The sequence below is a fragment of the Gordonia alkaliphila genome (assembly GCF_023017165.1).
Classification (GTDB): domain Bacteria; phylum Actinomycetota; class Actinomycetes; order Mycobacteriales; family Mycobacteriaceae; genus Gordonia; species Gordonia alkaliphila.
The window spans coordinates 2,751,303-2,773,597 of sequence record NZ_JALKBW010000001.1 but is presented as its reverse complement, the minus strand read 5'-3'; the positions used below and the strand labels follow the sequence as shown (position 1 = coordinate 2,773,597).

Here is a 22,295-nt window from a genome sequence, read left to right as displayed (position 1 = left end):
CGACGACCCGCCGCGGAACACCGCGGATCGACGCTGTGGGCAGCTAGGTGACCGGCGGCGACTTCTCCACAGGCTCGTCGGCCGAGACATCCGCGGTGTCGTCGGCGGCAGTATCCTGCACCGTCTCCGAGCCCTCCGATCCGCGCGGCGAGCCGGCGTCCGGCGTGTGCATCTGGGCGAGCATGGCGTTGTAGCTGTCCAGTTCCGCGTCGTGGTCGCGCGCCGCCTTGCGGTCGAAGTTCCGCGCCTGCCGTCGATCCTGCCGCTGCCACTGCACCAGCAGCGCGATCATCACCAGCATGAGCGGGAATTCGCCGGTGGCCCAGGCGATGCCGCCACCGGTCTGCTGATCCCCGCCCAGGTCGTTCTGCCAGGGCAGCACCAGCGATTTGTACCAGTCCTCGGCGATCACCGCGGTGGTCAACATGAGGGCGACGCCGAAGAACGCGTGGAAGGGCAGCGAGCCCCACACGATGCCGAGCTTGGCGACCGGGGTGACCTGGCGCGGCGCCGGATCGATGCCGATCACCACCCAGTAGAAGATGTACCCGGAGATCAGGAAGTGCAGGTTCATCGCGAGGTGCGCGGAATGGTTGTCCACGATGTTCTCGAACAGCCCACCCAGATACAGAACGTAGAAGCTGCCGACGAAGACCGCGATGGCGATCAGCGGGTGCGTGATGAAGCGCGAGTACTTGCTGTGAATCCCGGTCAGAATCCACTCGCGTGGACCCGGCGGCTGGCCGCGACCGGCCGGCGCGATGGCCCGCAATGCCAGCGTCATCGGCGCACCGAGTACCAGCAGCACCGGCACCAGCATCGACATGATCATGTGGCTCATCATGTGGACGCTGAAGACGGCCGGTGAGTAGCGGCCCAGGCCCGACGACGTAGCTACCAGCAGCGCGAGGCAGCCCAGCAGCCAGGCGACGGTCCGCCCGATCGGCCAGGTGTCGCCGCGCCGGCGCATCCGCTGCACGCCGATGAGGTACACGATGGCGAGGACGATGGCCGCGGTGCCGAAGATCAGGTCGAAGCGCCAGTCCAGGGCCAGGGTCTTGAAGCTCGGCGGGCTGTCGAGGCGATAGCCGATCTTCAGTTCCACCGGCGACACGTCGGCGGTCTCCAAGACCGGCGGCGGCGTCCGGGACAGGCCCGAGCCGAGGCCGAAGGCGACCGCGAAGACCATCGTCTCGACCGCGGCCAGCCGCACGAACAGCGACGTCTGCGGGGCGTCGGTCTTCTCCAGTGCGGCGATGGTGAACCAGCGGTGCACGGCGCCGAAGGCGCCCGCCACCAGCAGGGCGGCGAATTTCGCCAGCACCACCAATCCGTAGGTGGTGGTGAAGAGTTCAGCGAACGTCATCCGCACCAGTGCATTGATCACGCCGCTGGCGGCCACCACGATCAGGCACCAGAACGCCATCCGCGAGTAGCGGCGCACCGCCAGGGTGCGCCAGCGTCCGTTGCCGAAACCGTAGGCCAGCACCACCACGAGTCCGCCGGTCCAGGCCGCGGCGGCGACGATGTGCAGGATCAGGCTGTTGGTACCGAGGTCGTGGTTGCCGCCTGCGGACGAGTGCCCGGCCAGCGCCGACGGCATCAGCGACAGGAAGCCCAGGCCGATCACCAGGATGGTCCAACCCCACCGCATCGCGGCCTTGGCCAGCACCGCCGCGAAGATCGCGAAGATCGCCGTCCACAGCCAGTAGCGCGTCTCGGCGACCTGCCCGCACGCGCCCAGGATGCCGCCCTGCCCGATGCTCCCGAAGCACTCGGAGAGGGTGGTTCCCAGTGGGCTGCCGCTGGCGTTGGCCACCGACAGCGGGATCAGCGCCAACGCCGCCAGGCTCCAGCCGAAGAAGGCCGCCGACGACCAGCGCAGCGCGCGATAGCCGCCGATGTCGAGTTCGCCGCCGGCCTGCGGCGGTACGAAGAAGGCGGCGAAGATCGCGCTGCCGAAACCGATGGCGGCCAGCAACTGGCCGATCACGGTGACCACCGGCAGCCCATAGGTGGGCACCCAGCCCGGATCCGGCACACCGGTCAGCTTCAACGCGGTGGCCGCACTGACCGCCGTCACGATCACCGCGGCGACGGCACCGACGACGAGCAGGCCGGCGATCAGCAGTCGACGCATGCTCGACGGGTCTCGCAAACTGTCCCGATCATGGGTCGCGTCCGGCCGCGCGGTCGTCGTACTCATGAGATCCACTGTAGGTCGCGATATAGTGACCCTCGCTGTCGGCTACCCGCCTCCGTAGCTCAGGTGGATAGAGCAAGGGCCTTCTAATCCCGAGGTCGCAGGTTCGAGTCCTGCCGGGGGCACCGTCCCGGTCGGCCGCGTGCAGGTGAGTGAACTCATACCCGTACGCGGCCGACCGGTGTGCTATTCGCCGGTGAACCGACCGGGCCGCTTCTCCAGGAACGCCGCGACCGCCTCATGGTGATCGGCGGTCTGGTGCACGACGGCCTGCATCGCGGCCGACAGTTCCAGCAGCTGATCCAGGCTCTGCCGCGACGACTCGCGCAACAGCTTCTTCGTCATCCGCACCGTCACCGGCGGATTCGCCGCGATACGCGCGGCCAGCGCATGCGCCTGCGGCAGCAGATCCTCGGGCTCGGTGACCCGCGAGACCAGAGCCCACTCCAGCGCGGTGGCCGCATCCACCCGATCGCCGGTCAGCGCCATCTCGGCGGCCCGCGCCTGCCCCACCGCGCGCGGCAGGAACCAGGCCCCGCCGTCGCCCGGAATCAGGCCGAGCTTCACGAAGCTCTCCGCGAAGAAGGCGTTCGACGACGCGATCCGCAGATCGCACATCAGCGACAGGTCGCAGCCCGCCCCCACCGCGGGGCCGTTGACGGCGGCGATGATCGGCACCTCGAGGGTGTCCATGGCGCGCGGAATGCGCTGGATGCCGAGCTGGTAGCCCACCCGCTGCTCGTGCGGACCGCCGCCGAACAGCCCGGTGCGGGCCGCCATGTCCTTCACATTGCCGCCCGCGGAGAACGCGCTGCCGGCACCGGTGAGGATCACCACCCGCACGCTCGGGTCGCGGTTGACGGCGTCGACCGCGCCGACCAGCGCGTCGATGACGGCTTCGTCGGAGATCGCGTTGCGGGTCTCCGGCTGGTTCAGCGTCCAGACCACCACGTCGCCGTCGCGCTCGATCAGCAGCGGATCGGCCCCCGCGCTGTCGGTTTCCACGCTGTGGGTACCCATCAGAGCAGTTCCAGGATGGTGGCGTTGGCCATGCCGCCGGCTTCGCACATGGTCTGCAGGCCGTAGCGGATGCCGTTGTCGCGCATGTGATGCACCATGCGAGTCATCAGGATCGCGCCGGACCCGCCGAGCGGGTGACCCACGGCGATGGCGCCGCCCAGCGGGTTCAGCACGTCGTCGGAGGCGCCGATCTCGGCCTGCCAGGCCAGCGGCACCGGCGCGAAGGCCTCGTTCACCTCGAAGACGCCGATGTCGGACACCGACAGGCCGGAGCGGCTGAGCGCCTTGGCGGTCGCCGCGATCGGGGCGGTCAGCATGATCACCGGGTCGTCGCCGGCGAGGACGGCGGTGTGCACGCGGGCGATCGGCTGCCAGCCGTTGGCCAGCGCGATCTCGGTGGTGGTCACCAGCAGTGCGGCCGCACCGTCGGAGATCTGCGAAGCGTTGCCCGCGGTGACCACGCCGTCGGCGTCGAACGGCGTCTTGAGCGTGGCCAACGATTCGACGGTGGTGCCGCGGCGCAGGCCCTCGTCGTTCTCCAGTCCGGCGATCGGCGCCAGCTGCCCGGCGAACGCACCGGCGTCGATGGCGGCGGCGGTGCGCTCGTGCGACCGCGCCGAGTACTCGTCGAGCTGCGTCCGGGTCAGGCCCCACTTGGCGGCCATCATCTCCGCGCCCAGCCCCTGGTTGAAGCCGTCCACGCCGTAGCGGTCGAGCACCGACGGCGGGTAGGGCCGACCGTCGCCGCGTGCCGAACCCATCGGCACCCGCGACATCGACTCGACGCCGCCGGCGATCGCGATGTCGTACTGGCCGGCGATGACGCCCGCCGCGGCGAAGTGCACGGCCTGCTGCGCCGAACCGCACCGGCGGTCCACCACGGTGGCCGGCACCGACTCGGGCCACCCGGCCGCGAGGACGCCGACGCGCCCGACGCTGCCTGCCTGATCACCGACCTGGCTGACGCAGCCCCAGATCACGTCGTCGACCAGGGCCGGATCCAGCCCGGTGCGCTCGGCGACCTGTGTGAGGACGTGCGCCGTGAGGTCGCCGGGTGGACGCCGGACAGCGCGCCGTTGCGCTTGCCGATCGGGGTGCGGACGGCTTCTACGATGACTGCATCTCTCATGATCGCCATTGTGGCACCCGTCACCGGCCCGCCGACCGTCGAGGTCGCGTCCGCACACACCGCCGCGAGCGACGGTGAGGTCGCCGTGATCGGCGGGTAACGGCCGGGCCCGCCGATGCGTAACACCGCCGCGACAGCCTGGTGCCATGACGAGCACCGAGGAGCGCACCGTGGCGACGGTCTGCGGGTACTGCGGCGTCGGCTGCGGTCTCACGCTGACCGTCGTCGACGACGCCGTGACCGCGTCGACGGGCACCCCGACCCATCCGGCCAACCGCGGTCGGCTGTGCACCAAGGGCGCGACCACCGTGGACCTGCTGCGGGCCCCCGGCCGACTGAGGACCGCATGGTCCCGGTCGAACCGGGCCGATCCGCTGACGCCGGTCGACGTGGACGACGAGATCGTCCGCGTGGCCCGTCGGTTCACCGAGCTCCGCGCCGCCCACGGCCCCGACGCGGTGGCGCTGTACGTGTCCGGGCAGATGTCGATCGAAGCGCAGTACCTGGCGAACAAGCTGGCCAAGGGCTATCTGCGGACGCCGTTGATCGAGTCGAACTCCCGGCTGTGCATGGCCAGTGCGGCGACCGGATACAAGCAGTCGCTGGGCGCCGACGGGCCGCCGGGCAGCTACGACGACCTCGACCACGCCGACCTGTTCCTGGTGATCGGCGCCAACATGGCCGACTGCCACCCGATCCTGTTCCTGCGGATGATGGACCGGGTCAAGGCCGGGGCGACGCTCATCGTGGTGGATCCGCGACGGACCGCGACGGCCGCCAAGGCCGACCTGCACCTGGCGGTCCGGCCGGGCACCGATCTGGCGCTACTGAACGGTCTGCTGCGGCTGCTGGTGGAGGCCGGTGCCGTCGACGACGACTTCATCGCCGCGCACACCGAGGGCTGGCCGGAACTACTCGCGCTGCTGGGCGACTATCCGGTCGAGAGGGTGGCCGCCCGCACCGGTCTGTCGGTGGCCGACCTGGAGCGGGCCGCGACGATGATCGCCGAAGCCGGCGACTGGACGAGCCTGTGGACCATGGGCCTGAACCAGTCGGTGCGCGGCACCTGGCACACCAACGCCCTCTGCAATCTGCATCTGGCGACGGGGGCGATCTGCCGCACCGGCAGCGGCCCGTTCTCGCTGACCGGTCAGCCGAACGCGATGGGCGGACGCGAGATGGGCTATTTGGGACCGGGCCTGCCGGGCCAGCGTTCCGCGCTCGATGCCCGCGACCGCGCCGACGTCGAGGCACTTTGGGGGCTGCCCGCCGACACGATTCCGGACGTCGCCGGCGGCGGCACCGTCGACCTGTTCGAGCAGTTGGCCGCGGGTGTCGTGAAGGCGGTGTGGATCATCTGCACCAACCCGGTGGTGTCGGTGGCCAACCGGGACACGGTGATCCGCGCCCTGGAGCAGGCCGAATTCGTGGTGGTGCAAGACGTCTACACCGATGTGGAGACGGCGGCCTACGCCGACGCGGTGCTCCCGGCCGCGCTGTGGACCGAGGCGGCCGGCGTGATGGTGAACTCCGAGCGCTCGCTCAGCCTCTGCGCGCCCGCGGTGCCCGCCCCGGGTCAGGCGCGGCCGGACTGGCAGCTCATCGCCGGGGTGGCCACCGCGATGGGCTTCGGCGATGCCTTCGCCTTCGACGACGCCGCCGCGGTCTTCGACGAACTCGCCGGCTTCGTCAACCCGCGCACCGGGTGGGATGTGCGCGGGGCCGACCACGCGCGGTTGGCCGACGGACCCGTGCAGTGGCCGGTCGCGCCCGGCGGCGCGGACCGCAACCCGATCCGCTATCTGCACCCGGGCGACGACGGCACGGTGCGCCCGGTCTTCCCCACCTCGTCCGGGCGGGCGCGGTTCCTCGCGCGCCCCGATCTGCCTGCGACGCAGGCGCCCGACGACGACTACCCGCTGCTGCTGACCACCGGACGGCTCGCACACCAGTGGCACACGCGCACCAAAACCGCGCGTGTGCCGAAGCTGGAGAAGCTGAATCCGCACCCGTTCGTGCAGCTGCACCCCGACGACGCCGCGGCACTGGGCATCGGGCCCGGCGCACCAGTCGACGTCGCCTCCCGCCGCGGCGCCGTGCGCCTGCCCGCCCAGCTCACCGACGCGATCTCCCCCGGACTGTGCTTCGTCCCGATGCACTGGAGCGGCGAGCTGCAGGCGATCAACGCCGTCACCAGCGATGCCGTCGACGCCGACTCCCTGCAGCCCGAGTTCAAGCTCTGCGCGGTCTCGGTCAGCGCGGCCCCGATCGACGCGGCCCCGGTCGCCGTGCCGGCGGAGACCGCGACATCGGCACCGGACGACGCATCACCGCCCGCCGATCGGGTGCTCGTGGTGTGGTCGTCGACCACCGGCACCGCCCAGGCCTACGCCGAGCACTGCGCGCAGACGCTGCGCGCCGACCCTCGCCCGGTGGTACTGGCCTGCGCCGACCGCATCGGTCTCGACGACCTGTGGGGCGACGTGCTGTTCGTGGTGGCCACCACCGGCGACGGCGATGCGCCCGACGACGCGCTCGCGCTCTGGGATGCGTTGGGCGCGGCCACCGCCGAGCAGGTGATCGACCTGCGGTACGCGGTGCTCGGCTTCGGCGACTCGTCGTACGCCGACTTCTGCGGCTTCGCCCGCAAGCTCGACGGACGTCTCGCCCACCTGCAGGCGCAGCGTCTCACCCGGCGGCTCTCGTGCGAACCCGACTCCACCGCGCCCGCCGACACGTGGCTGGCCGCCGTGCGCGCGGCGTTCGGGGTCAGCACCGAGCGACTCACCGCGACGCCCGCGCCGCCGGCCGCCGCCGGGACCTACTCGCGGGCCGCTCCCCTGCGCGCCCGCCTCGTCGCCAACGACCTGCTGTCGGCGCCCGGATCGGCGAAACAGGTGCGCCGCTTCGCTTTCGAGCTACCGCCCCACACCCTGACCTACGAGCCGGGGGACGCGCTGGGCGTGTGGCCGCGCAACAGCGCCGACACCGTGGCGCAGTGGCTGGCAGCAACCGGGCTCGACAGGGTCACGCAAGACGGGACGACGCTCGTCGAGATCGACGGCGCCGAGGTCTCGTTGACGCAGGCGCTCATCGAGCACTACGACATCACCCGGATCACCGTCGACCTCGTGCGCATGATCAACGCCCGCCACCCCGACGCCGCGCTGGCCGACCTGGTCGAGCACCCGGCTCGCCTCGCCGACTGGTCGTGGAACCGGCAGGCCGTCGACCTGCTCGCCGACTACCCGATCACCGCGTCGGTCGCCGACTGGCTGGCCGTGCTGCGTCGGCTGGCGCCGCGCCTGTACTCGATCTCGTCGAGTCCGGCGGTGGATCCGGGGCGGGTGGAGACGACCGTCTCGGTGGTCGGGTTCGACGGCGTACACGGGCGGCGCGCGGGTGTCTGTTCGTCGTACCTCGCCGCAGGCGTCCCGGGTGCGGCCGAGTACTCGATCTTCGTGGCCCCCAACCGCAGCTTCGCGCCGCCGACGGAGACCGCGGCGCCGATGCTGATGATCGGCCCGGGTACCGGCGTCGCACCGTTCCGCGGGTTCCTGCAGCATCGGGCGGCGACCGGCGCGTCCGGGGACAACTGGCTGCTCTTCGGCGAACAGCACCGCGCCACCGACTTCTACTACCGCGACGAGCTCACCGGCTTCCTCGAGTCGGACCTGCTGACCCGGCTGGACACCGCGTTCTCCCGCGACCAGGCCGAGAAGATCTACGTGCAGGACATACTTCTCGCGAACGCCGGGCACGTCTGGTCGTGGCTGCAGCGCGGCGCGTACGTCTACGTGTGCGGCGACGCGACCCGCATGGCCCGCGACGTGGACGTGGCCCTGCGCCGCATCGTCGCCGAGCAGGGCCGACTGGCCCCGGCCGCCGCCGATGCCTTCGTCACCGCGCTCGGCGCCGAGAAGCGCTACGTGCGCGATGTCTACTGACCGAGCCCACCGGCGTCGTATGGTCGGGCGGTGACCGTGACGCAGCCCGTGTTCGACGCCATCGTCCTGGCCGGCGGCCGGGCCCGCCGCCTGGCCGGTGCCGACAACCCGCCGCATCGGTCGGCGGCCGCCGCCTGATCGACATCGCGCTCGACGCCGTCACCGGCGCCCGCAACATCGTGGTGGTGGGACCGGACCGGCGGCTGCCCCCGCAGGTGCTCACCGCGCGCGAAGAGCCGCCGTACGCCGGACCGGTCGCGGCGATCGCGGCCGGCCTCGCCGCCCTCGACGCCGCGGGCCGCACCGACGTGCCCGTCGTGGTGCTGGCGAGCGACCTGCCGGAGGCCACGGCCGGTCAGGTCGGCGAGTTGCTGGGCGCCCTCGATGCGGACGAGGCCCCGGCCGTGTTCGCCACCGACGAAGGCGGGCATGCGCAATATCTGTTGGGCGCGTGGACTTCTCGCGCCCTGGCGGCCGTCCGCGCGGCGGCGCCCGGCGCCTCGGTGCGCAGTCTCCTCCCGGCCGGGGCCGTCTTCCGGGCGATCGCCGGCACCGCGGACATCGACACGCCCGCCGAGCTGGATCACGCGCGTCGCCGCGCGGCCGTCGGCCCCGACCCGATCGCCGCGCGCGCCATCGTCCGCAGCGCGCTGCCGCCGCTACCGGCCGTGGTCAAGGCCGCCGAGGACACCGCGGGCACGGTGCTCGCGGCGCCGCTGCTCGCCGCCGAACCCTTCCCGCCGTTCGACGCCTCCGCCATGGACGGCTTCGCGGTGGCCGGGCCCGGCCCCTGGCGACTGATCGATGCTCCGCGCGCGGCCGGCCACATCGACACCGCGGCGTTGGCCGACGGACAGGCCGCGCGGATCGCCACCGGCGCCGCCCTGCCTGCCGGGGCCGCCCGCGCACTCCGCCACGAGGAGACCGTCCTCGACGGCGACCGGCTCACCGAGACCTCGGCGGGCCGGGACGACACCCGGCGCGCGGGCAGCGCGTGGCCTGCCGGCGCCGCTCTGGCCCCGGCCGGGTACGACGCCGACGCCGCCGTCCGGTCGGTGGCCCGCGCGGCCCGCGTGCTGGAGCTGACGGTCCGGGGGCCGGTGTGCGCCCGCCTGCACACCTCCGGCGACGAGATCGTCGCCGACTGCTCGGGCGCGCAGCCGCTGCCCTACGGCACCATCGCCGACGCCGCATCCGGTCCGGTCACCGCACTGCTGCACGACGCCGGGGTCGAGACCACCGCGGGCGGCCACCTCGCCGACACCGTCGGCGCCTTCCGCGCCGCGCTCACCGCGCCCGCCGACCTGATCGTGGTGATCGGTGCGACCGGGCACGGGGTGGCCGATCACCTCCGCGCGGCACTGGCCGCCGAGGACGCCGAACTGCTGGTCGACGGCATCCGCCTGCGGCCGGGCGGTTCCCTCCTCGTGGCTCGAATGCCCAGCGGCACAGTGCTTCTGGGCCTGGGCGGCAATCCGCTCGCCGCGGTGGCCGGGACCGCCGTGCTGGTGCCCGCGATCACCGACGCCCTGCTGGCCCGCGCGCCCGCCCGCCCGAGGTCCTGGACCTGACCGCGTCCGACGAGTTGCGCGTGCGCGACCCGGTGGCGGGTGCTCCCGGTGGAGCCGGACGGCGCCGGCCGCTGGGTGGCCACCGCCGGTCGCGGCACCGGTCACCTCGCGTCGGCCATCGGTCACCGCGGCCTCGCGCTGATCCGCCCACCAGTCCGCCGCGGGCGTGCAGCGCCTGTCCTGACCGGGCGCACCGCCTGCGCACACCCCCTGCGCACACCCCCGCGCACACCCCCTGCGCACACCGCCGTAGCCCCGGTTGTGCGTTCGATGTGATCGGGCGGCCACATCGCAGCAGAATCCGGGCAACACGCCGTTCCTACCGTGATTCCACACGGCCAGGAAAGGCAGATCTCATGCAACGAACAGTCCTCGTGGTGGGCCACGGAATGGTCGGTCACCGCTTCGTTCAGGCGCTGCGCACCCGCGACCCGGAGCAGCGGTTCCGGGTGGTGATCGCCGGTGAGGAGAGCGATCCCGCGTACGACCGCGTGGCGCTCTCGAGCTATGTCGGCACCTGGGACCGCGCCGCACTCGCCTTGCCGGACAACCGATTCGGCGACGACCCCGGCGTGGCACTGCACGTCGGGACCCGCGTGGCCGCCATCGACCGGCAGGCCCGCCGCGTCGTCACCGAGGACGGCGAGCAGCTGGCCTACGACACCCTGGTGCTCGCCACCGGATCATCGGCCTTCGTACCGCCGGTCCCCGGCCACTCCGGGCCGCACCGCCACGTGTACCGCACCCTCGACGACCTCGACGACCTCGCCGCCGACGCCGCTGCGGCGCTGGCCCGCGACAGCGCGGCGGTCGGCGTGGTGATCGGCGGCGGCCTCCTCGGCCTCGAGGCGGCCGACGCTCTGCGCCGGCTCGGCCTCACCCCGCACGTCGTCGAATACAACCCGCGTCTCATGCCGAACCAGGTGGACGCCGGCGGCGGCGAGCACCTGGCGCGGATGATCGGCGAGCTCGGCATCACGCTGAGCCTGGGCGTGGCCACCGAGAGCATCGAGACCCGCGACGACGGCGGGGTGCGCGTCGCACTGTCCGACGGCACCGCGGTGGACGCCGGACTGGTGGTCTTCGCCGCCGGCGTCCGCCCCCGCGACGAGCTGGCTCGCGCGGCGGGGCTGGTCGTGGCCGAACGCGGCGGCGTCCGCACCGACGGCACCGGCGTCACCAGCGACCCGTCGATCTACGCGATCGGCGAGGTCGCCGCGATCGACGGCCGCTGCTACGGACTCGTCGGCCCCGGCTACGCCACCGCCGAGGTGGTGGCCGATCGTCTCGTCGGCGGCGACGCGACCTTCCCCGGCGCGGACCTGTCGACCAAGCTCAAGCTGCTCGGCGTCGAAGTCGCGAGCTTCGGCGACGCCCTCGGCACCTCACCGGGCGCCCTCAGCGTGGTGGTCTCCGACCCGGTGGGCGGCACCTACGCCAAGCTGGTGCTGTCGGACGACGCCGGCATCCTGCTCGGCGGCGTGCTGGTCGGCGACGCGAGCGCCTACGGCATGCTGCGCCCGCTGGTCGGCTCCACCGTGCCCGGCGATCCGGTGAGCCTCATCTCGCCCACCTCGGATTCGGCGGGGGCGCTGGGTCTTTCGGCGCTCGGCGACGACGCCCAGATCTGCTCCTGCAACGACGTCAGCAAGGGCGCCCTGTGCGCGGCCGTCGCCGACGGCGCGTGCACGGTGGCCGATCTGAAGAAGTGCACGGGCGCCGGAACGTCGTGCGGTTCGTGCGTGCCGCTGCTGTCGAAGATCCTCGACGAGTCGGGCGTGGTGCAGTCGCGGTCGCTGTGCGAGCACTTCACCGCGTCCCGCGCCGAACTGTTCGAGCTGGTCCTGGCCAGCGACGTGCGGACCTTCTCCGGGCTCATCGGCCGGTTCGGCACCGGCACCGGCTGCGACATCTGCAAGCCGACGGTCGCGTCGATCCTGGCGTCGACCGGCTCCGACCACATCCTCGGCGGCGAGCAGGCCACCCTGCAGGACACCAACGACGCCTTCCTGGCGAACATCCAGCGCAACGGCACCTACTCGGTGGTGCCGCGGGTGCCCGGCGGCGACATCACCGCCGAACAGCTGATCCTGATCGGCGAGATCGCCCGCGACTTCGACCTGTACACCAAGATCACCGGCGGCCAGCGCATCGACCTGTTCGGCGCCCGCGTGGAGCAGCTGCCGCTGATCTGGCGGCGACTGGTCGACGGCGGCATGGAATCCGGACAGGCCTACGGCAAGTCGCTGCGCACCGTGAAGAGCTGCGTCGGCTCGGACTGGTGCCGCTACGGTCAGCAGGACTCGGTGCAGCTGGCCGTCGACCTGGAACTGCGTTACCGCGGGCTGCGGTCGCCGCACAAGTTGAAGATGGGCGTCTCCGGGTGCGCGCGCGAATGCGCCGAGGCCCGCGGCAAGGACGTCGGGGTCATCGCCACCGAGGCCGGCTGGAACCTGTACGTCTGCGGCAACGGCGGCATGACCCCCAAGCACGCGCAGCTGCTGGCCGGCGACCTGGACACCGCCACCCTGATCCGGTACATCGACCGCTTCCTCATGTACTACATCCGCACCGCGGACCGACTGCAGCGCACCGCGCCGTGGCTCGACGAGCTCGACGGCGGGCTCGATCGCCTGCGCGAGGTAGTGGTCGACGACGCCCTCGGGCTGGCCGCCGACTTCGAGGCGGCGATGGCCCGGCACGTCGACAGCTACTCGTGCGAGTGGAAGGGCGTGCTCGACGATCCGGCGAAGCTGGCCCGCTTCGTGTCCTTCGTGAACGCCCCCGAGGCGCCCGACCCGACGGTGAGCTTCGGTGAGAACCACGGCCGTAAGGTGCCGGTGCTGCTCGGCCAGCCGACCGTTCGCCCCCTGCCTGCTTCTGAGAAGGGAGTCTGATCATGTCGCTCGCCTTCGATCTGCACCGGTGGAGTCGTGACTGGACGGCGGCCTGCCCGCTGGAGGCCCTCGAGCCGCTGCGCGGCGTGGCCGTGCTGCTGCCCGACGGCGCCCAGGTGGCGCTGTTCCGGCTGGCCGACGACCGACTCAAAGCCGTCGGGAACATCGATCCGCTGGGTCGGGCGGCGGTGCTGTCGCGCGGCATCGTCGGCGACCGCAACGGTTTCCCGGTGGTGCACTCCCCGCTCAAGAAGCAGGCCTTCAGCCTGATCGACGGCCGGTGTCTGGACGCCGAGGGCGTCTCGGTGCCGGTGTACGGCACGCGCATCGGGCTCGACGGCACGGTCTTCGTCGCGAACTCCCCCGAGGTGCGCTTCGCCTATCGGCCGGTGCCCGTCGTGGCCGACGCCGACGACGAACGACCGGAGCAGGCGCTGCGCGATCGGACGCTCCGATGACCACCGTCCTGGTGGCCCACGGCACCCGCAATCCGCGCGGGGTCGCCCTCATCGGCGACCTCGCGGCGGCGATGTCCGCGCGCCTGCACGAGCCGGTGCACGCGGCCTTCGTCGACGTGCTCGGTCCGTCGCCGACGGAGGTGCTCCGACGGCTCGACGACGAGCACGCGGAGTCCGGCGCGGCACCGGTGACGGTGGTGCCGGCCTTCCTGGCGCGCGGCTATCACGTCCGCGTCGACCTGCCCGCGCACGTGGACGCCGCAGGCCATCCGGCGGCCGCGCTCACGCCGGCGCTGGGGCCGTCGCCCGATCTCGCGGCCGTGCTCGCCCTGCGTCTGCGAGCGGCCGGCGCGCGAGAAGACGACGCGATCGTGCTCGCCGCGGCCGGCTCCTCGGACCCGCTGGCCGTCGCCGACGTGGACCGCACCGCGGGGCACCTGGGCGAGATCCTGGGCGCCGACGTGACGGTGGGTTTCGCCGCGCCGCCCGCCGACGGGGCGGCGCACCCCGGCGTGGCCGAAGCCGTTCGGGCCGCGCGGGGCCGCGGCCGACGGGTGGCGGTGGCGTCGTATCTGTTGGCGCCGGGGCTGTTTCAGCAGCGCCTGGCGCAGACCGACGCGGAGGTGGTCGCGGCCCCGTTGGGCCTGCATCCCCGCGTCGTCGGTCTCGCCTGCGATCGCGTGCGCGCGGTCAGAGCGCGAGTCGATATCCCCGCTTGACGACGGTCGCGATCAGTTCGCGGACGCCCAACGCGGAGCGCAGGCGGCCGATGGCCACCTCCACCGCGTGGGCGTCATCGCCCGCTGCCGGCAGCAGAGCCAGCAGCTCCTCGCGCGAGCGCACCTGACCGGGCTGCGCCGCCAACGCCTTGAGCAGCGCCAGGCCGGTGGCCGAGACCTCGCACGCCTCGCCGTCGACCACCGCACTCGCGGCCCGGACGCCGAGCGTGTGTCCGGCGACCTGCAGTTCCGGACGACGGACGGGCAGATCGTCGGCCACCAGACGGGCCAGGGCGCCCAGTCGCATGCGCTCGGGAGCCACCGACGGCACCCCGATGCGGACGAGCGGCGCCGCCGTCACCGGACCGACGCAGTAGACCTCGACGCGCGTGAGCAGCGCCTGCCGCAGCGATGGCGTGAGTCCCAGCTCGTCGGCGCGCCCGAGCATCGAGGCCACGGCCGGGGCCGAGGTGAAGGTCACCGCGTCCACCGCGCCGGTGGCGATGTCGGAGATCAGCGCGTCGAGTGCGGTCGGATCGTCGGGCGTCTTCCAGCGGTACACCGGAACCCCCACCACGTCGGCGCCGAGCGCGGCCAGGCCGGGCAGGAACTCGGGATTCGGGTCCCAGTCGTCGGAGGCGCCGTGCAGTTGCACCGCGACCCGCAGTCCGGTCAGGTCCTCGCCGCGCAGGTGGTCGAGGACTTCGGCGGAGGATTCCGACTCCGGTGACCACTCCTCGCGGAGCCCGGCCGCCCGCAGCGCGCCGGTGGGTTTGGGGCCGCGGGAGATCACCCGGGCGCGCGCGAGGACGGCCAGCAGGTCCTCGGCCAGTCCCCACCCGTCGGCCGCCTCGATCCAGCCGCGGAAACCGATGCCGGTGGTGGCGATCAGCATGTCCGGCGGCTGCGCCAGCAGTTCTTCGGTCGACGCGCGCAGCGCCGCGTCGTCGGGCAGCGGGACCATCGTGATCGCGGCGGCGCCGACCACACGCGCGCCGCGCCGCGCCAGAAGAGCGGTGAACTCTTCGGCGCGGCGCGCTGCGGTGACGGCCACCGTGAAGCCGGTCAACGGCTGCTCTGAGTTGGTCATGAAGCAAGTGTCGCAGACGTCGGGGCGGCCTCCGGTGCGCCGCCGCGCTCACGCGGGACGGCCAGGTACACCCGCCAGGTGATCACCGCGGCCACCGCGTAGAACACGGCGAAGATCACAAAGGCCCAGGTCGCCGCGCCGGTGGCCGCGTAGGACTGGCGCAGCACCAGGTTGATCCCGACGCCGCCGAGGCCGCCGACGGCGCCGGCGATACCGATCACCGCACCGGACATCGAACGCGAGTAGGCGGCCTTGCCCGCTTCGTCGAGCGGCAGCGCGCGGGCTGCGGCGTCGAACACCGACGGGATGATCTTGTACACCGATCCGTTGCCCATCCCGGAGAGCACGAACAGCACCACGAAGCCGACCGCGCAGGCGGCGATGGAGGTGCCGCCGGCGATCAGCACAGCGGCGCCAGCGATCATCCCGACGAAGACCACGAGGGTCACGGCGCTGCCGCCGAAGCGGTCGGCGAGGCGGCCGCCCCAGACTCGGCTGAGCGAACCGAGCAGCGGTCCGACGAAGGCGATCTGAGCGGCGTGCAGCGACGCCTCCGCGACCGACTGGCCGTCGGCGGCGAAGTTGAGCGCCAACATCTGGCCGAAGGCGAACGAGAAGCCGATGAACGAACCGAAGGTGCCGATGTACAGCAGCGAGATGGTCCAGGTGTGCCGGTTGCGCACGGCCGCGCGCATGGCGGCCAGGTCCACGCCGGGGCCGTCGAGATTGTCCATGAACAGCGCCGCCCCGATACCGGCGATCACCAGCGCCACCAGATAGAACGCACACACCCAGTACGGCTGGCGGTCGCCGGCCCAGGCGATCACCAGCAGCCCGAGCAGCTGCACCGCGGGCACCCCGAGGTTGCCGCCGCCGGCGTTGAGGCCGAGCGCCCACCCCTTGAGTCGCTGCGGGTAGAAGGCGTTGATGTTGGTCATCGACGATGCGAAGTTGCCGCCGCCCAGGCCGGTCAGCGCCGCGCACAGCAGGTACATCCACAGCGGCTGGCCCGGATTCGCCAGCAGCACGATGGTGGCCGCGACCGGGATCAGCAGCACGAAGGCGGAGAAGACCGTCCAGTTGCGGCCGCCGAATCGGGTGGTGGCCATGGTGTACGGGAGCCGCAGCAGGGCGCCGCTGAGCGTCGCGACGGCGCCGATCAGGAACTTGTCGCCGAGGGTGATGCCGTAGACGTCGGTCGGCATGAACAGCACCATCACCGACCACAGCGACCAGACGGAGAAGCCGACGTGCTCGGCCACCACGGACCAGATCAGGTTCCGGCGGGCCACCCGCGCTCCCCCGGCCTCCCACGCCTCGAGGTCCTCCGGATCCCAGTCGGTGATCGTGTGAGATCTCTTGTGCACCAACGTATTCTCCTCGCCCTACCGCGCTGACCCCTGTCAGGCTCCTGCGAGCGTACGAACCGAACTTTCCCGGGGCGTGCCGGGTGGGTCTCCGCCCGGTAATCAGGTTCTCTCGCCGGGCGGCGGGCGCCTGTGAGAACGGCTCAGCAGTACGGTTCAGTTCAGGGCGGGCAGCCAGCGCCCGCGCATGCCGATCAGCACCAGCAGGCTGAGCACCACCAGGCCGACGGCCATGGCGATGGCCGACTCGTCGTCGCGCTGCAGCGACAGATAGATGGCCAGCGGCATCGTCTGCGTGACCCCTTCGACGTTCCCCGCGAAGGTCACGGTGGCGCCGAATTCACCGAGCGCGCGGGCGAAGCACATGATGGCGCCCGCGCCGATCCCGGCCCGGATCTCCGGCACCGTGATCCACCAGAAGGTGGTCATCCGGCTCGCACCGAGGGTGTACGCCGCTTCCTCGGCGTCGAGGTTGCGGCTGCGCAGCGCCGCCTCCACGCTCACCACCAGAAACGGCATCGCGACGACGAGCTGGGCGATCACCACCGCCGCGAAGGTGTAGGTGGGCGTCCAGTCGAACCAGTCGTCGAGGTACTGCCCCACCAGCCCGCGCCGGCCCAGCAGCGTCAGCAGCGCCACGCCGATCACCACCGGCGGCATCACCATCGGGACCACCACCAGCAGTCGTACCAGCCGGACCGGGCGGATCACGCCGGAGGCCAGGACCGCGGCCAACGGCACCCCCAGGGCCAGCGCCAACAGGGTCGCCAACGACGCACCGGCCACCGAGAGACCGAGGGCTTGCAGCGCCGCGGGTTCGGTGAGCAGCGTCCACATACGGCTCCACGGCGCGGCCCAGGCCAGCGCGATCAGCGGTCCTACCAGGACCACCAGTCCCAGCACCCCGACTCCGGAGATCGCGCGCGGCAGCGTGCCGCCCGACGCCGGGCGACCCGGCGTCGATCCCTCGGAGCGTGGCGCACTCACGGCAGGCCGAAGCCCGCGTCCGCGAGGATCTCCCGGCCGCGAGGCGAGACCAGGAGGTCGACGAACTCCTGCCCCTCGTCGGTCACCGCGGCGGCCGGGTACTGATTGACCGGGGCATTCGGGAACTCCACCACGTCGACCTTGTCGCCGGCCGAGCGCGCGTCGGTCTCGTAGACCAGCGCGGCGTTCGCCTCCCCGCTGGTCACTGCCCCCAGGGCGGCGCGGACGTCCACGGCGCGGGTCATCGGCTGCGGGGTGCCGCCGATCGCGCCGAGGGCCTTCTCCGCGGCCCGGCCGCAGGGCACCTCGGCGGCGCAGATCACCGTGCGCGTGCCGGCCTGCGTGAAGGCCTCCAGACCGGTCACCTCACCGGGATTGCCGGCGGGCACCACGATCACGAGTTTGTTGGTGGCGACCACCACCGGGTCGGTGGCGAGGCCGTCGTCCACGGCGCGATCCATGGTGGCGGTGTCGGCGGTGATCAGCACGTCGGCGTCGGCGCCCGAGCGGAGTCGTTGCACCAGTGCCGACGAGGCGGCCGCGTCCACCTGCACCTGCGCGCCGTCGTGCTCGTCGCTGTAGGCGGCCGACAGCGGTTCCATCACGTCCACCAGCGAGGCCGCGGCCACCACCCGGATCTGTCCGGGGTCGTCGCTCGAGCAGCCGGCGAGCGCCGTCAACCCCAGCACCGCCGCCGCCAGCACCACCATCCCCCGCCGAAATCTCCGGGGTCGAACGCTGGTGGCTCGAAAGCGGTTGGACAGCTGCATCTTTCGTTCCTCCCGAGAGGTCGAGCGGTTAGCCACCGGCGAACGGCGGAAGCAGATCCACCTCGGTGCCGATCGCCGCGGCATCGTCGCGCAGGAGGTCGTCGCCGTCGAGCACCGAGCAGTGGTCGACGAGTTCCCCGGTCGCGCTGCCGTGACGCTCGGCGACCGCCGCGCGCAGCGCGCCGACGGTCAGCGTGTCGAGTGCGAACTGCTCGCGCGCACAGCCGGTGCGGTCCACGAGACCGGCGAAGTAGTTGACGGTGATGGTCTCAGCCACCGATAGCTCCCATCGGGCGACGCGGGTGGGTCAGGACGTCGGCGGGCAGGTGCCCGGGCGACTTGCGCCAGGTGACCTCCCGCCAGGCTGCGGCCAGGTCGGCGTCGTCGCCCCCGCCGCGCAGAATGGCACGCAAGTCGATCTCGTCGTCGGAGAACAGGCACGGGCGCACGCGTCCCTCGGCGGTGATGCGGGTGCGGTCGCAGGCGCCGCAGAACGAGCGGGTCATCGAGGCGATCACCCCGACCGTGCCCGGACCGTCGCCGACGCGCCATCGTTCGGCCGGCGCCCCGACGTCTTCGCGGTCGATGGCGGTCAGGTCGAAGCGTTCGCCGAGCACCGCCAGCATCTCGGCCGCGGTCACGTACTCGTCGCGGCGCCAGGTGCCTTCGGCGTCGAGCGGCATGGATTCGATGAAGCGCAGTTGCAGCCCGCGGTCCAGGCACCACTGCAGCAGATCGGCGGCGTGCGGCAGGTTCTCGCGGAGGGCCACGGCGTTGATCTTGACCGGCGCCAGCCCCGCGGCGACGGCCGCGTCGATCCCGGCGATCACGTCGGGCAGACGGTCGCGGCGGGTGATGGTCGCGAACAGTTCCCGGTCGACGGTGTCCAGGGAGACGTTGATCCGCGACAGTCCCGCTGCCGCAAGCGCGTGCGCGCGATGCTCCAGGCCGAGCCCGTTGGTGGTCAGGGCGACCGGGAGCTCCGGATGGCGGGTGCGAATCCCCTCGATGAGGTGCTCCAGGTCCCGGCGGATGAGCGGTTCGCCACCGGTCAGCCGGACTTCACCGATGCCCAGGTCGTCGACGGCCACGCCGACCAGCCGGATCACTTCGTCGGCCGAGAGCAGTTCCTCGCGCGGCATGATCGGCAGCCCCTGCTCGGGCATGCAGTACCGGCACCGCAGATTGCAGGCCTGGGTCAGCGAAATCCGCAGATCGCGTGCCCGCCTGCCCAGCCCGTCCACCAGGACGGCTGAGGTCTGCGGCTGCAACCCGGTCATAGTTGCGAGGCTAGCAGTCGTCGGGTCGCCGGTTCCTGCGCTCGTCGAAGGGGTCCCGACGCCGAGCACGACGAGCCCACTCATGGAGGCGGCACCGGCCCACACAGGCGGCAGTCCGCCCCGAAGGCGGCCGCCGGGAATGCCGCCTTCGGTGGGGAGGGCCGCCGATGGGTGGGGGTGCCGCCTTCCGTGTCTACCGCCTCGACGATTGGGGGTTGACACTAGGGTTAGGCCTGTGAAGCGCAGACCTATCGCCGACCACCGCACCGAGGTGGCGGCCCACGTGGCCGGACTGGCCCGCACCGAGACCATCCCGGTGACCTCCGGGCTCGATCGAGTGACCAGCCGCATCGTCCGCGCCCCGTACACGCTGCCGCTGTTCGACAATTCCGCGATGGACGGGTTCGCCGTCCGCGCCGCCGACGTGACCGTCGGCCAGCCGCTGCCCGTCCGGGGACGGATCTTCGCCGGCGACGCCAAATCCCGCACGCTGCAGGGCGGCACCGCGATGGCCATCATGACCGGCGCGCCGCTGCCGCGCCGCGCCGACGCGGTGATCCCGGTGGAGCAGTCCGACGAGGCCGACGGCGCAGTCCGCTTTCAGCACCGTCCCGAGCCCGGCGCCTTCGTCCGCCGAGCGGGCGACGATGTGGCCGTCGGCGACCTGGTGGTCGCCGCCGGCACCCGCCTCGGACCGCGCCACCTCGGTGCGCTGGCCGCCAGCGGCGTGCCGACGATCGAGGTGCATCGTCGACCGACGGTCGCGGTGATCTCCACCGGCAGTGAACTGATCCGCCCCGGCCAGAAGCCCGAGCCCGGACAGATCTTCGAGTCCAATTCCCTTGTGCTGCAGTCGTTGTCGGCGAAGCACGGCGCGCAGGTGACCTTCGTGGCCGCAGCGCGCGACGACGGCGACTTCGAAACCATCCTCACCGCCGCGTGCATCGACGCCGACCTCGTCCTGACCTCCGGGGGCGTCTCGATGGGCGAGCGGGAGCCGGTCCGGCAGTTGCTCGGCGACCACGGCTGGTTCGGGCCGATCGCGATGCAGCCGGGCGGCCCGCAGGGTCTGGCCACCTGGAAGGACACGCCGGTCTGCTGCTTCCCCGGCAACCCGGTCAGCATCCTGGTGTCCTTCGAAGTGCTGCTCCGCGACGCGCTCCGCGCGGTCACCGGGCTCCCCCCGGTCGAGCCGAGCACCGCGCCTCTGGCACGCAAGGTGGCCTCGGCGCCGGGCAAGACCCAGTTCCTGCGGGGCGTGCGCAACCCCGACGGCACCGTCTCCCCCGTCGGCGGACCGGGCAGTCATCTGGCGGTCACCGCGGCCGCCGCGGACCTGCTCATCGAGATCGAGACCGACGCGACCGAACTGGCCGCAGGCACGGAGGTGACTACGTGGCCGCTGACCTGACCGCACCCGACGCGACACCTGAACCGCCCCATCCGGGCGGCCTGACGCACCTGCGCGCCGACGGCACGGCCGCGATGGTCGACGTCTCGGACAAGGCCGTCACCAAGCGCACCGCCCTGGCGCGCGGCACCTTCGCCACCACCGCGCTGGTGATCGATGCGATCCGCGGCGGCGGCGTGGCCAAGGGCGACGTCCTGGCCACCGCCCGCATCGCGGGCATTCAGGGCGCCAAGCGCACCTCGGACCTCATTCCGCTGTGCCATCCGCTGCCGCTGTCCAAGGTGGCCGTCGACTTCGCGCTGGAAGGCGACCACATCGTCATCAGCGCCACCGCCACCACCACCGGCAAGACGGGCGTCGAGATGGAGGCGCTGACCGCGGTCGCCGTCGCCGGCCTCACCCTGCACGACATGGTCAAAGCCCTCGACCCGGCAGCCACGCTCACCGACGTCGCCCTCGTGGAGAAGACCGGTGGACGGCACGGACGCTGGACCCGTGCCACCCACTCCGCACAGGCCACGCCCCCGCCGCCGCCGGGCCGCGTCGCACTGCACCCCACCGACCGCGCCGTCGTCATCGTCGCCTCCACCGGCGTCGCCGCCGGCGAACGCACCGATCGGACCGGCGGGCGGATCGCGGAATGGCTCATCGAGCAGGGCTTCACCCCCGATCCGGTGGTCGTGGTGGCCGACGTCGACTTCGCCGGCGCGCTGCGCAGCGTGCTCACCACCGCCCCGGCCGTCGTGATCACCACCGGCGGCACCGGCCCGACGGCCGACGACCTGGTGCCCGAGGGCACCGCGGCGACGCTGACCACCGAACTGCCCGGCATCGCCGAGGCGATCCGCGACAGGGGCCGGGCGGCCACGCCGTTGGCCGCGCTCAGTCGTGGGCGCGCAGGGCTGGCGGGCGGCACCTTCGTGGTGAACCTGCCCGGCTCACCGGGCGGCGTGGCTGACGGCCTGGAGGTGCTCACACCGCTCCTGCACCACCTGGTGGACCTGGCGAAAGGCGCAGGACATGGCGACTGAATCCGACATCGTCGAGCATCCGCTCGATCCGCGCGTCTGCGAGAACCGCGTACGGACCGACGCCGACGGCGCCCTGGTGACCTTCACCGGCGTCGTCCGCGATCACCACGGCGGCCGGGCCGTGCGCGCGCTGCGATATGAGGCCCACCCGCGGGCGGACCGGTTCCTGCAGGAACTCCTCGCACGCCACCGCACCGATGACGTCCGGATCGCCGCCCAGCACCGCATCGGCGACCTCGCGATCGGCGACCTCGCCGTGGTGGTGGCCGTGGCCGCCCCGCATCGCGGCGCCGCCTTCGCGGTCTGCTCGCGGGTGATCGACGAGATCAAGACCCAGGTCCCGATCTGGAAGTTCGAGAGCTACGTCGACGGCGACACCGCCTGGGTCGACGCCTGCCGCCCCTGATCGCCGACC

The 22,295-nt window shown here is 72.3% G+C and carries 16 protein-coding genes, 1 tRNA gene and 1 pseudogene; 9 read left to right on the top strand and 9 right to left on the bottom strand.

Going from position 1 to position 22,295, the window contains the following annotated elements:
* Positions 1 to 43: 43 nt before the first annotated feature.
* Complete coding sequence (locus MUG78_RS12550) at positions 44 to 2,206, bottom strand: bifunctional copper resistance protein CopD/cytochrome c oxidase assembly protein (RefSeq protein ID WP_246995261.1); 2,163 nt, start codon at positions 2,204 to 2,206, stop codon at positions 44 to 46.
* 48 nt (positions 2,207 to 2,254) lie between these two features.
* Here MUG78_RS12550 and MUG78_RS12545 point away from each other — a divergent pair.
* Positions 2,255 to 2,328: transfer RNA gene (locus tag MUG78_RS12545), tRNA-Arg, on the top strand.
* A gap of 61 nt (positions 2,329 to 2,389) precedes the next feature.
* Here MUG78_RS12545 and MUG78_RS12540 read toward each other — a convergent pair.
* Together MUG78_RS12540 and MUG78_RS12535 are read right to left on the bottom strand one after the other, a co-directional pair.
* The gene (locus MUG78_RS12540; RefSeq protein WP_246995259.1) at positions 2,390 to 3,223 is read right to left on the bottom strand and encodes a crotonase/enoyl-CoA hydratase family protein; all 834 of its coding nucleotides are present in this window, start codon (positions 3,221 to 3,223) and stop codon (positions 2,390 to 2,392) included.
* Positions 3,223 to 4,352 (bottom strand): annotated as a pseudogene (locus MUG78_RS12535) (thiolase family protein). Before MUG78_RS12535 ends, MUG78_RS12540 begins: the two are co-directional and overlap by 1 nt.
* 146 nt (positions 4,353 to 4,498) lie before the next feature.
* On the opposite strand from MUG78_RS12535, the gene MUG78_RS12530 reads away from it, so the two are divergent.
* The 5 genes from MUG78_RS12530 to MUG78_RS12510 all read left to right on the top strand — a co-directional run bounded on the left by MUG78_RS12530 (position 4,499) and on the right by MUG78_RS12510 (position 13,944).
* Positions 4,499 to 8,299, top strand: coding sequence for a bifunctional nitrate reductase/sulfite reductase flavoprotein subunit alpha (locus tag MUG78_RS12530; RefSeq protein ID WP_246995257.1), 3,801 nt, complete (start codon positions 4,499 to 4,501; stop codon positions 8,297 to 8,299).
* A gap of 185 nt (positions 8,300 to 8,484) precedes the next feature.
* On the top strand, positions 8,485 to 9,870 hold the full coding sequence (locus MUG78_RS12525; RefSeq protein WP_246995255.1) for a molybdopterin-binding protein: 1,386 nt from the start codon (positions 8,485 to 8,487) through the stop codon (positions 9,868 to 9,870).
* Between the two features lie 356 nt (positions 9,871 to 10,226).
* A complete protein-coding gene (gene nirB / locus MUG78_RS12520; protein ID WP_246995253.1) occupies positions 10,227 to 12,767 on the top strand; it encodes a nitrite reductase large subunit NirB in 2,541 nt (846 codons plus the stop codon).
* 2 nt (positions 12,768 to 12,769) lie between these two features.
* Positions 12,770 to 13,225: a nitrite reductase small subunit NirD gene (gene nirD, locus MUG78_RS12515; protein WP_246995251.1), complete on the top strand. Its 456-nt coding sequence runs from the start codon at positions 12,770 to 12,772 to the stop codon at positions 13,223 to 13,225.
* Entirely contained in the window at positions 13,222 to 13,944 is a 723-nt protein-coding gene (locus MUG78_RS12510) for a sirohydrochlorin chelatase (protein WP_246995249.1), read from the top strand. Before nirD ends, MUG78_RS12510 begins: the two co-directional genes overlap by 4 nt.
* On the opposite strand, the gene MUG78_RS12505 is transcribed toward MUG78_RS12510, so the two are convergent.
* The 6 genes from MUG78_RS12505 to moaA form a co-directional block, all read right to left on the bottom strand.
* Entirely contained in the window at positions 13,916 to 15,034 is a 1,119-nt protein-coding gene (locus tag MUG78_RS12505; RefSeq protein WP_246995248.1) for a uroporphyrinogen-III synthase, read from the bottom strand. The two genes, MUG78_RS12510 and MUG78_RS12505, sit on opposite strands and share 29 nt — an antisense overlap.
* Entirely contained in the window at positions 15,031 to 16,401 is a 1,371-nt protein-coding gene (locus MUG78_RS12500; RefSeq protein ID WP_246995246.1) for an MFS transporter, read from the bottom strand. Before MUG78_RS12500 ends, MUG78_RS12505 begins: the two co-directional genes overlap by 4 nt.
* A gap of 156 nt (positions 16,402 to 16,557) precedes the next feature.
* Positions 16,558 to 17,388, bottom strand: coding sequence for a molybdate ABC transporter permease subunit (gene modB, locus MUG78_RS12495; RefSeq protein ID WP_246995244.1), 831 nt, complete (start codon positions 17,386 to 17,388; stop codon positions 16,558 to 16,560).
* Positions 17,385 to 18,098: a molybdate ABC transporter substrate-binding protein gene (gene modA, locus MUG78_RS12490; RefSeq protein WP_246995242.1), complete on the bottom strand. Its 714-nt coding sequence runs from the start codon at positions 18,096 to 18,098 to the stop codon at positions 17,385 to 17,387. Before modA ends, modB begins: the two co-directional genes overlap by 4 nt.
* Positions 18,099 to 18,186: 88 nt before the next feature.
* The gene (locus MUG78_RS12485) at positions 18,187 to 18,435 is read right to left on the bottom strand and encodes a MoaD/ThiS family protein (protein ID WP_246995240.1); all 249 of its coding nucleotides are present in this window, start codon (positions 18,433 to 18,435) and stop codon (positions 18,187 to 18,189) included.
* Positions 18,428 to 19,522, bottom strand: coding sequence for a GTP 3',8-cyclase MoaA (moaA, locus tag MUG78_RS12480; RefSeq protein WP_372493215.1), 1,095 nt, complete (start codon positions 19,520 to 19,522; stop codon positions 18,428 to 18,430). Before moaA ends, MUG78_RS12485 begins: the two co-directional genes overlap by 8 nt.
* Positions 19,523 to 19,673: 151 nt before the next feature.
* Here moaA and MUG78_RS12475 point away from each other — a divergent pair, with 151 nt between their 5' ends.
* From MUG78_RS12475 to MUG78_RS12465, 3 genes are read left to right on the top strand one after another with little or no spacing between them, the layout of a single operon-like run.
* Positions 19,674 to 20,849 carry a molybdopterin molybdotransferase MoeA gene (locus MUG78_RS12475; RefSeq protein ID WP_246995237.1) on the top strand — a complete coding sequence of 392 codons (1,176 nt, stop codon included), beginning with the start codon at positions 19,674 to 19,676 and terminating at the stop codon, positions 20,847 to 20,849.
* Positions 20,834 to 21,880 (top strand): bifunctional molybdenum cofactor biosynthesis protein MoaC/MoaB, encoded by a 1,047-nt coding sequence (gene moaCB / locus MUG78_RS12470; RefSeq protein ID WP_308221359.1) that lies wholly within the window; start codon positions 20,834 to 20,836, stop codon positions 21,878 to 21,880. Before MUG78_RS12475 ends, moaCB begins: the two co-directional genes overlap by 16 nt.
* Positions 21,870 to 22,286, top strand: a complete 417-nt coding sequence (locus MUG78_RS12465) for a molybdenum cofactor biosynthesis protein MoaE (RefSeq protein WP_246995235.1) — start codon at positions 21,870 to 21,872, stop codon at positions 22,284 to 22,286. Before moaCB ends, MUG78_RS12465 begins: the two co-directional genes overlap by 11 nt.
* Positions 22,287 to 22,295 lie beyond the last annotated feature (9 nt).

Coding starts and splice junctions, on each gene's coding strand:
- MUG78_RS12510 (WP_246995249.1), top strand. CDS start 13,222: ATGACCACCGTCCTGGTGGCCCACGGCACCCGCAATCCGCGCGGGGTC.
- nirD (WP_246995251.1), top strand. CDS start 12,770: ATGTCGCTCGCCTTCGATCTGCACCGGTGGAGTCGTGACTGGACGGCG.
- moaA (WP_372493215.1), bottom strand. CDS start 19,522: ATGAGTGGGCTCGTCGTGCTCGGCGTCGGGACCCCTTCGACGAGCGCA.
- MUG78_RS12540 (WP_246995259.1), bottom strand. CDS start 3,223: ATGGGTACCCACAGCGTGGAAACCGACAGCGCGGGGGCCGATCCGCTG.
- nirB (WP_246995253.1), top strand. CDS start 10,227: ATGCAACGAACAGTCCTCGTGGTGGGCCACGGAATGGTCGGTCACCGC.
- MUG78_RS12465 (WP_246995235.1), top strand. CDS start 21,870: ATGGCGACTGAATCCGACATCGTCGAGCATCCGCTCGATCCGCGCGTC.
- MUG78_RS12505 (WP_246995248.1), bottom strand. CDS start 15,034: ATGACCAACTCAGAGCAGCCGTTGACCGGCTTCACGGTGGCCGTCACC.
- MUG78_RS12550 (WP_246995261.1), bottom strand. CDS start 2,206: ATGAGTACGACGACCGCGCGGCCGGACGCGACCCATGATCGGGACAGT.
- MUG78_RS12530 (WP_246995257.1), top strand. CDS start 4,499: ATGACGAGCACCGAGGAGCGCACCGTGGCGACGGTCTGCGGGTACTGC.
- modA (WP_246995242.1), bottom strand. CDS start 18,098: ATGGTGGTGCTGGCGGCGGCGGTGCTGGGGTTGACGGCGCTCGCCGGC.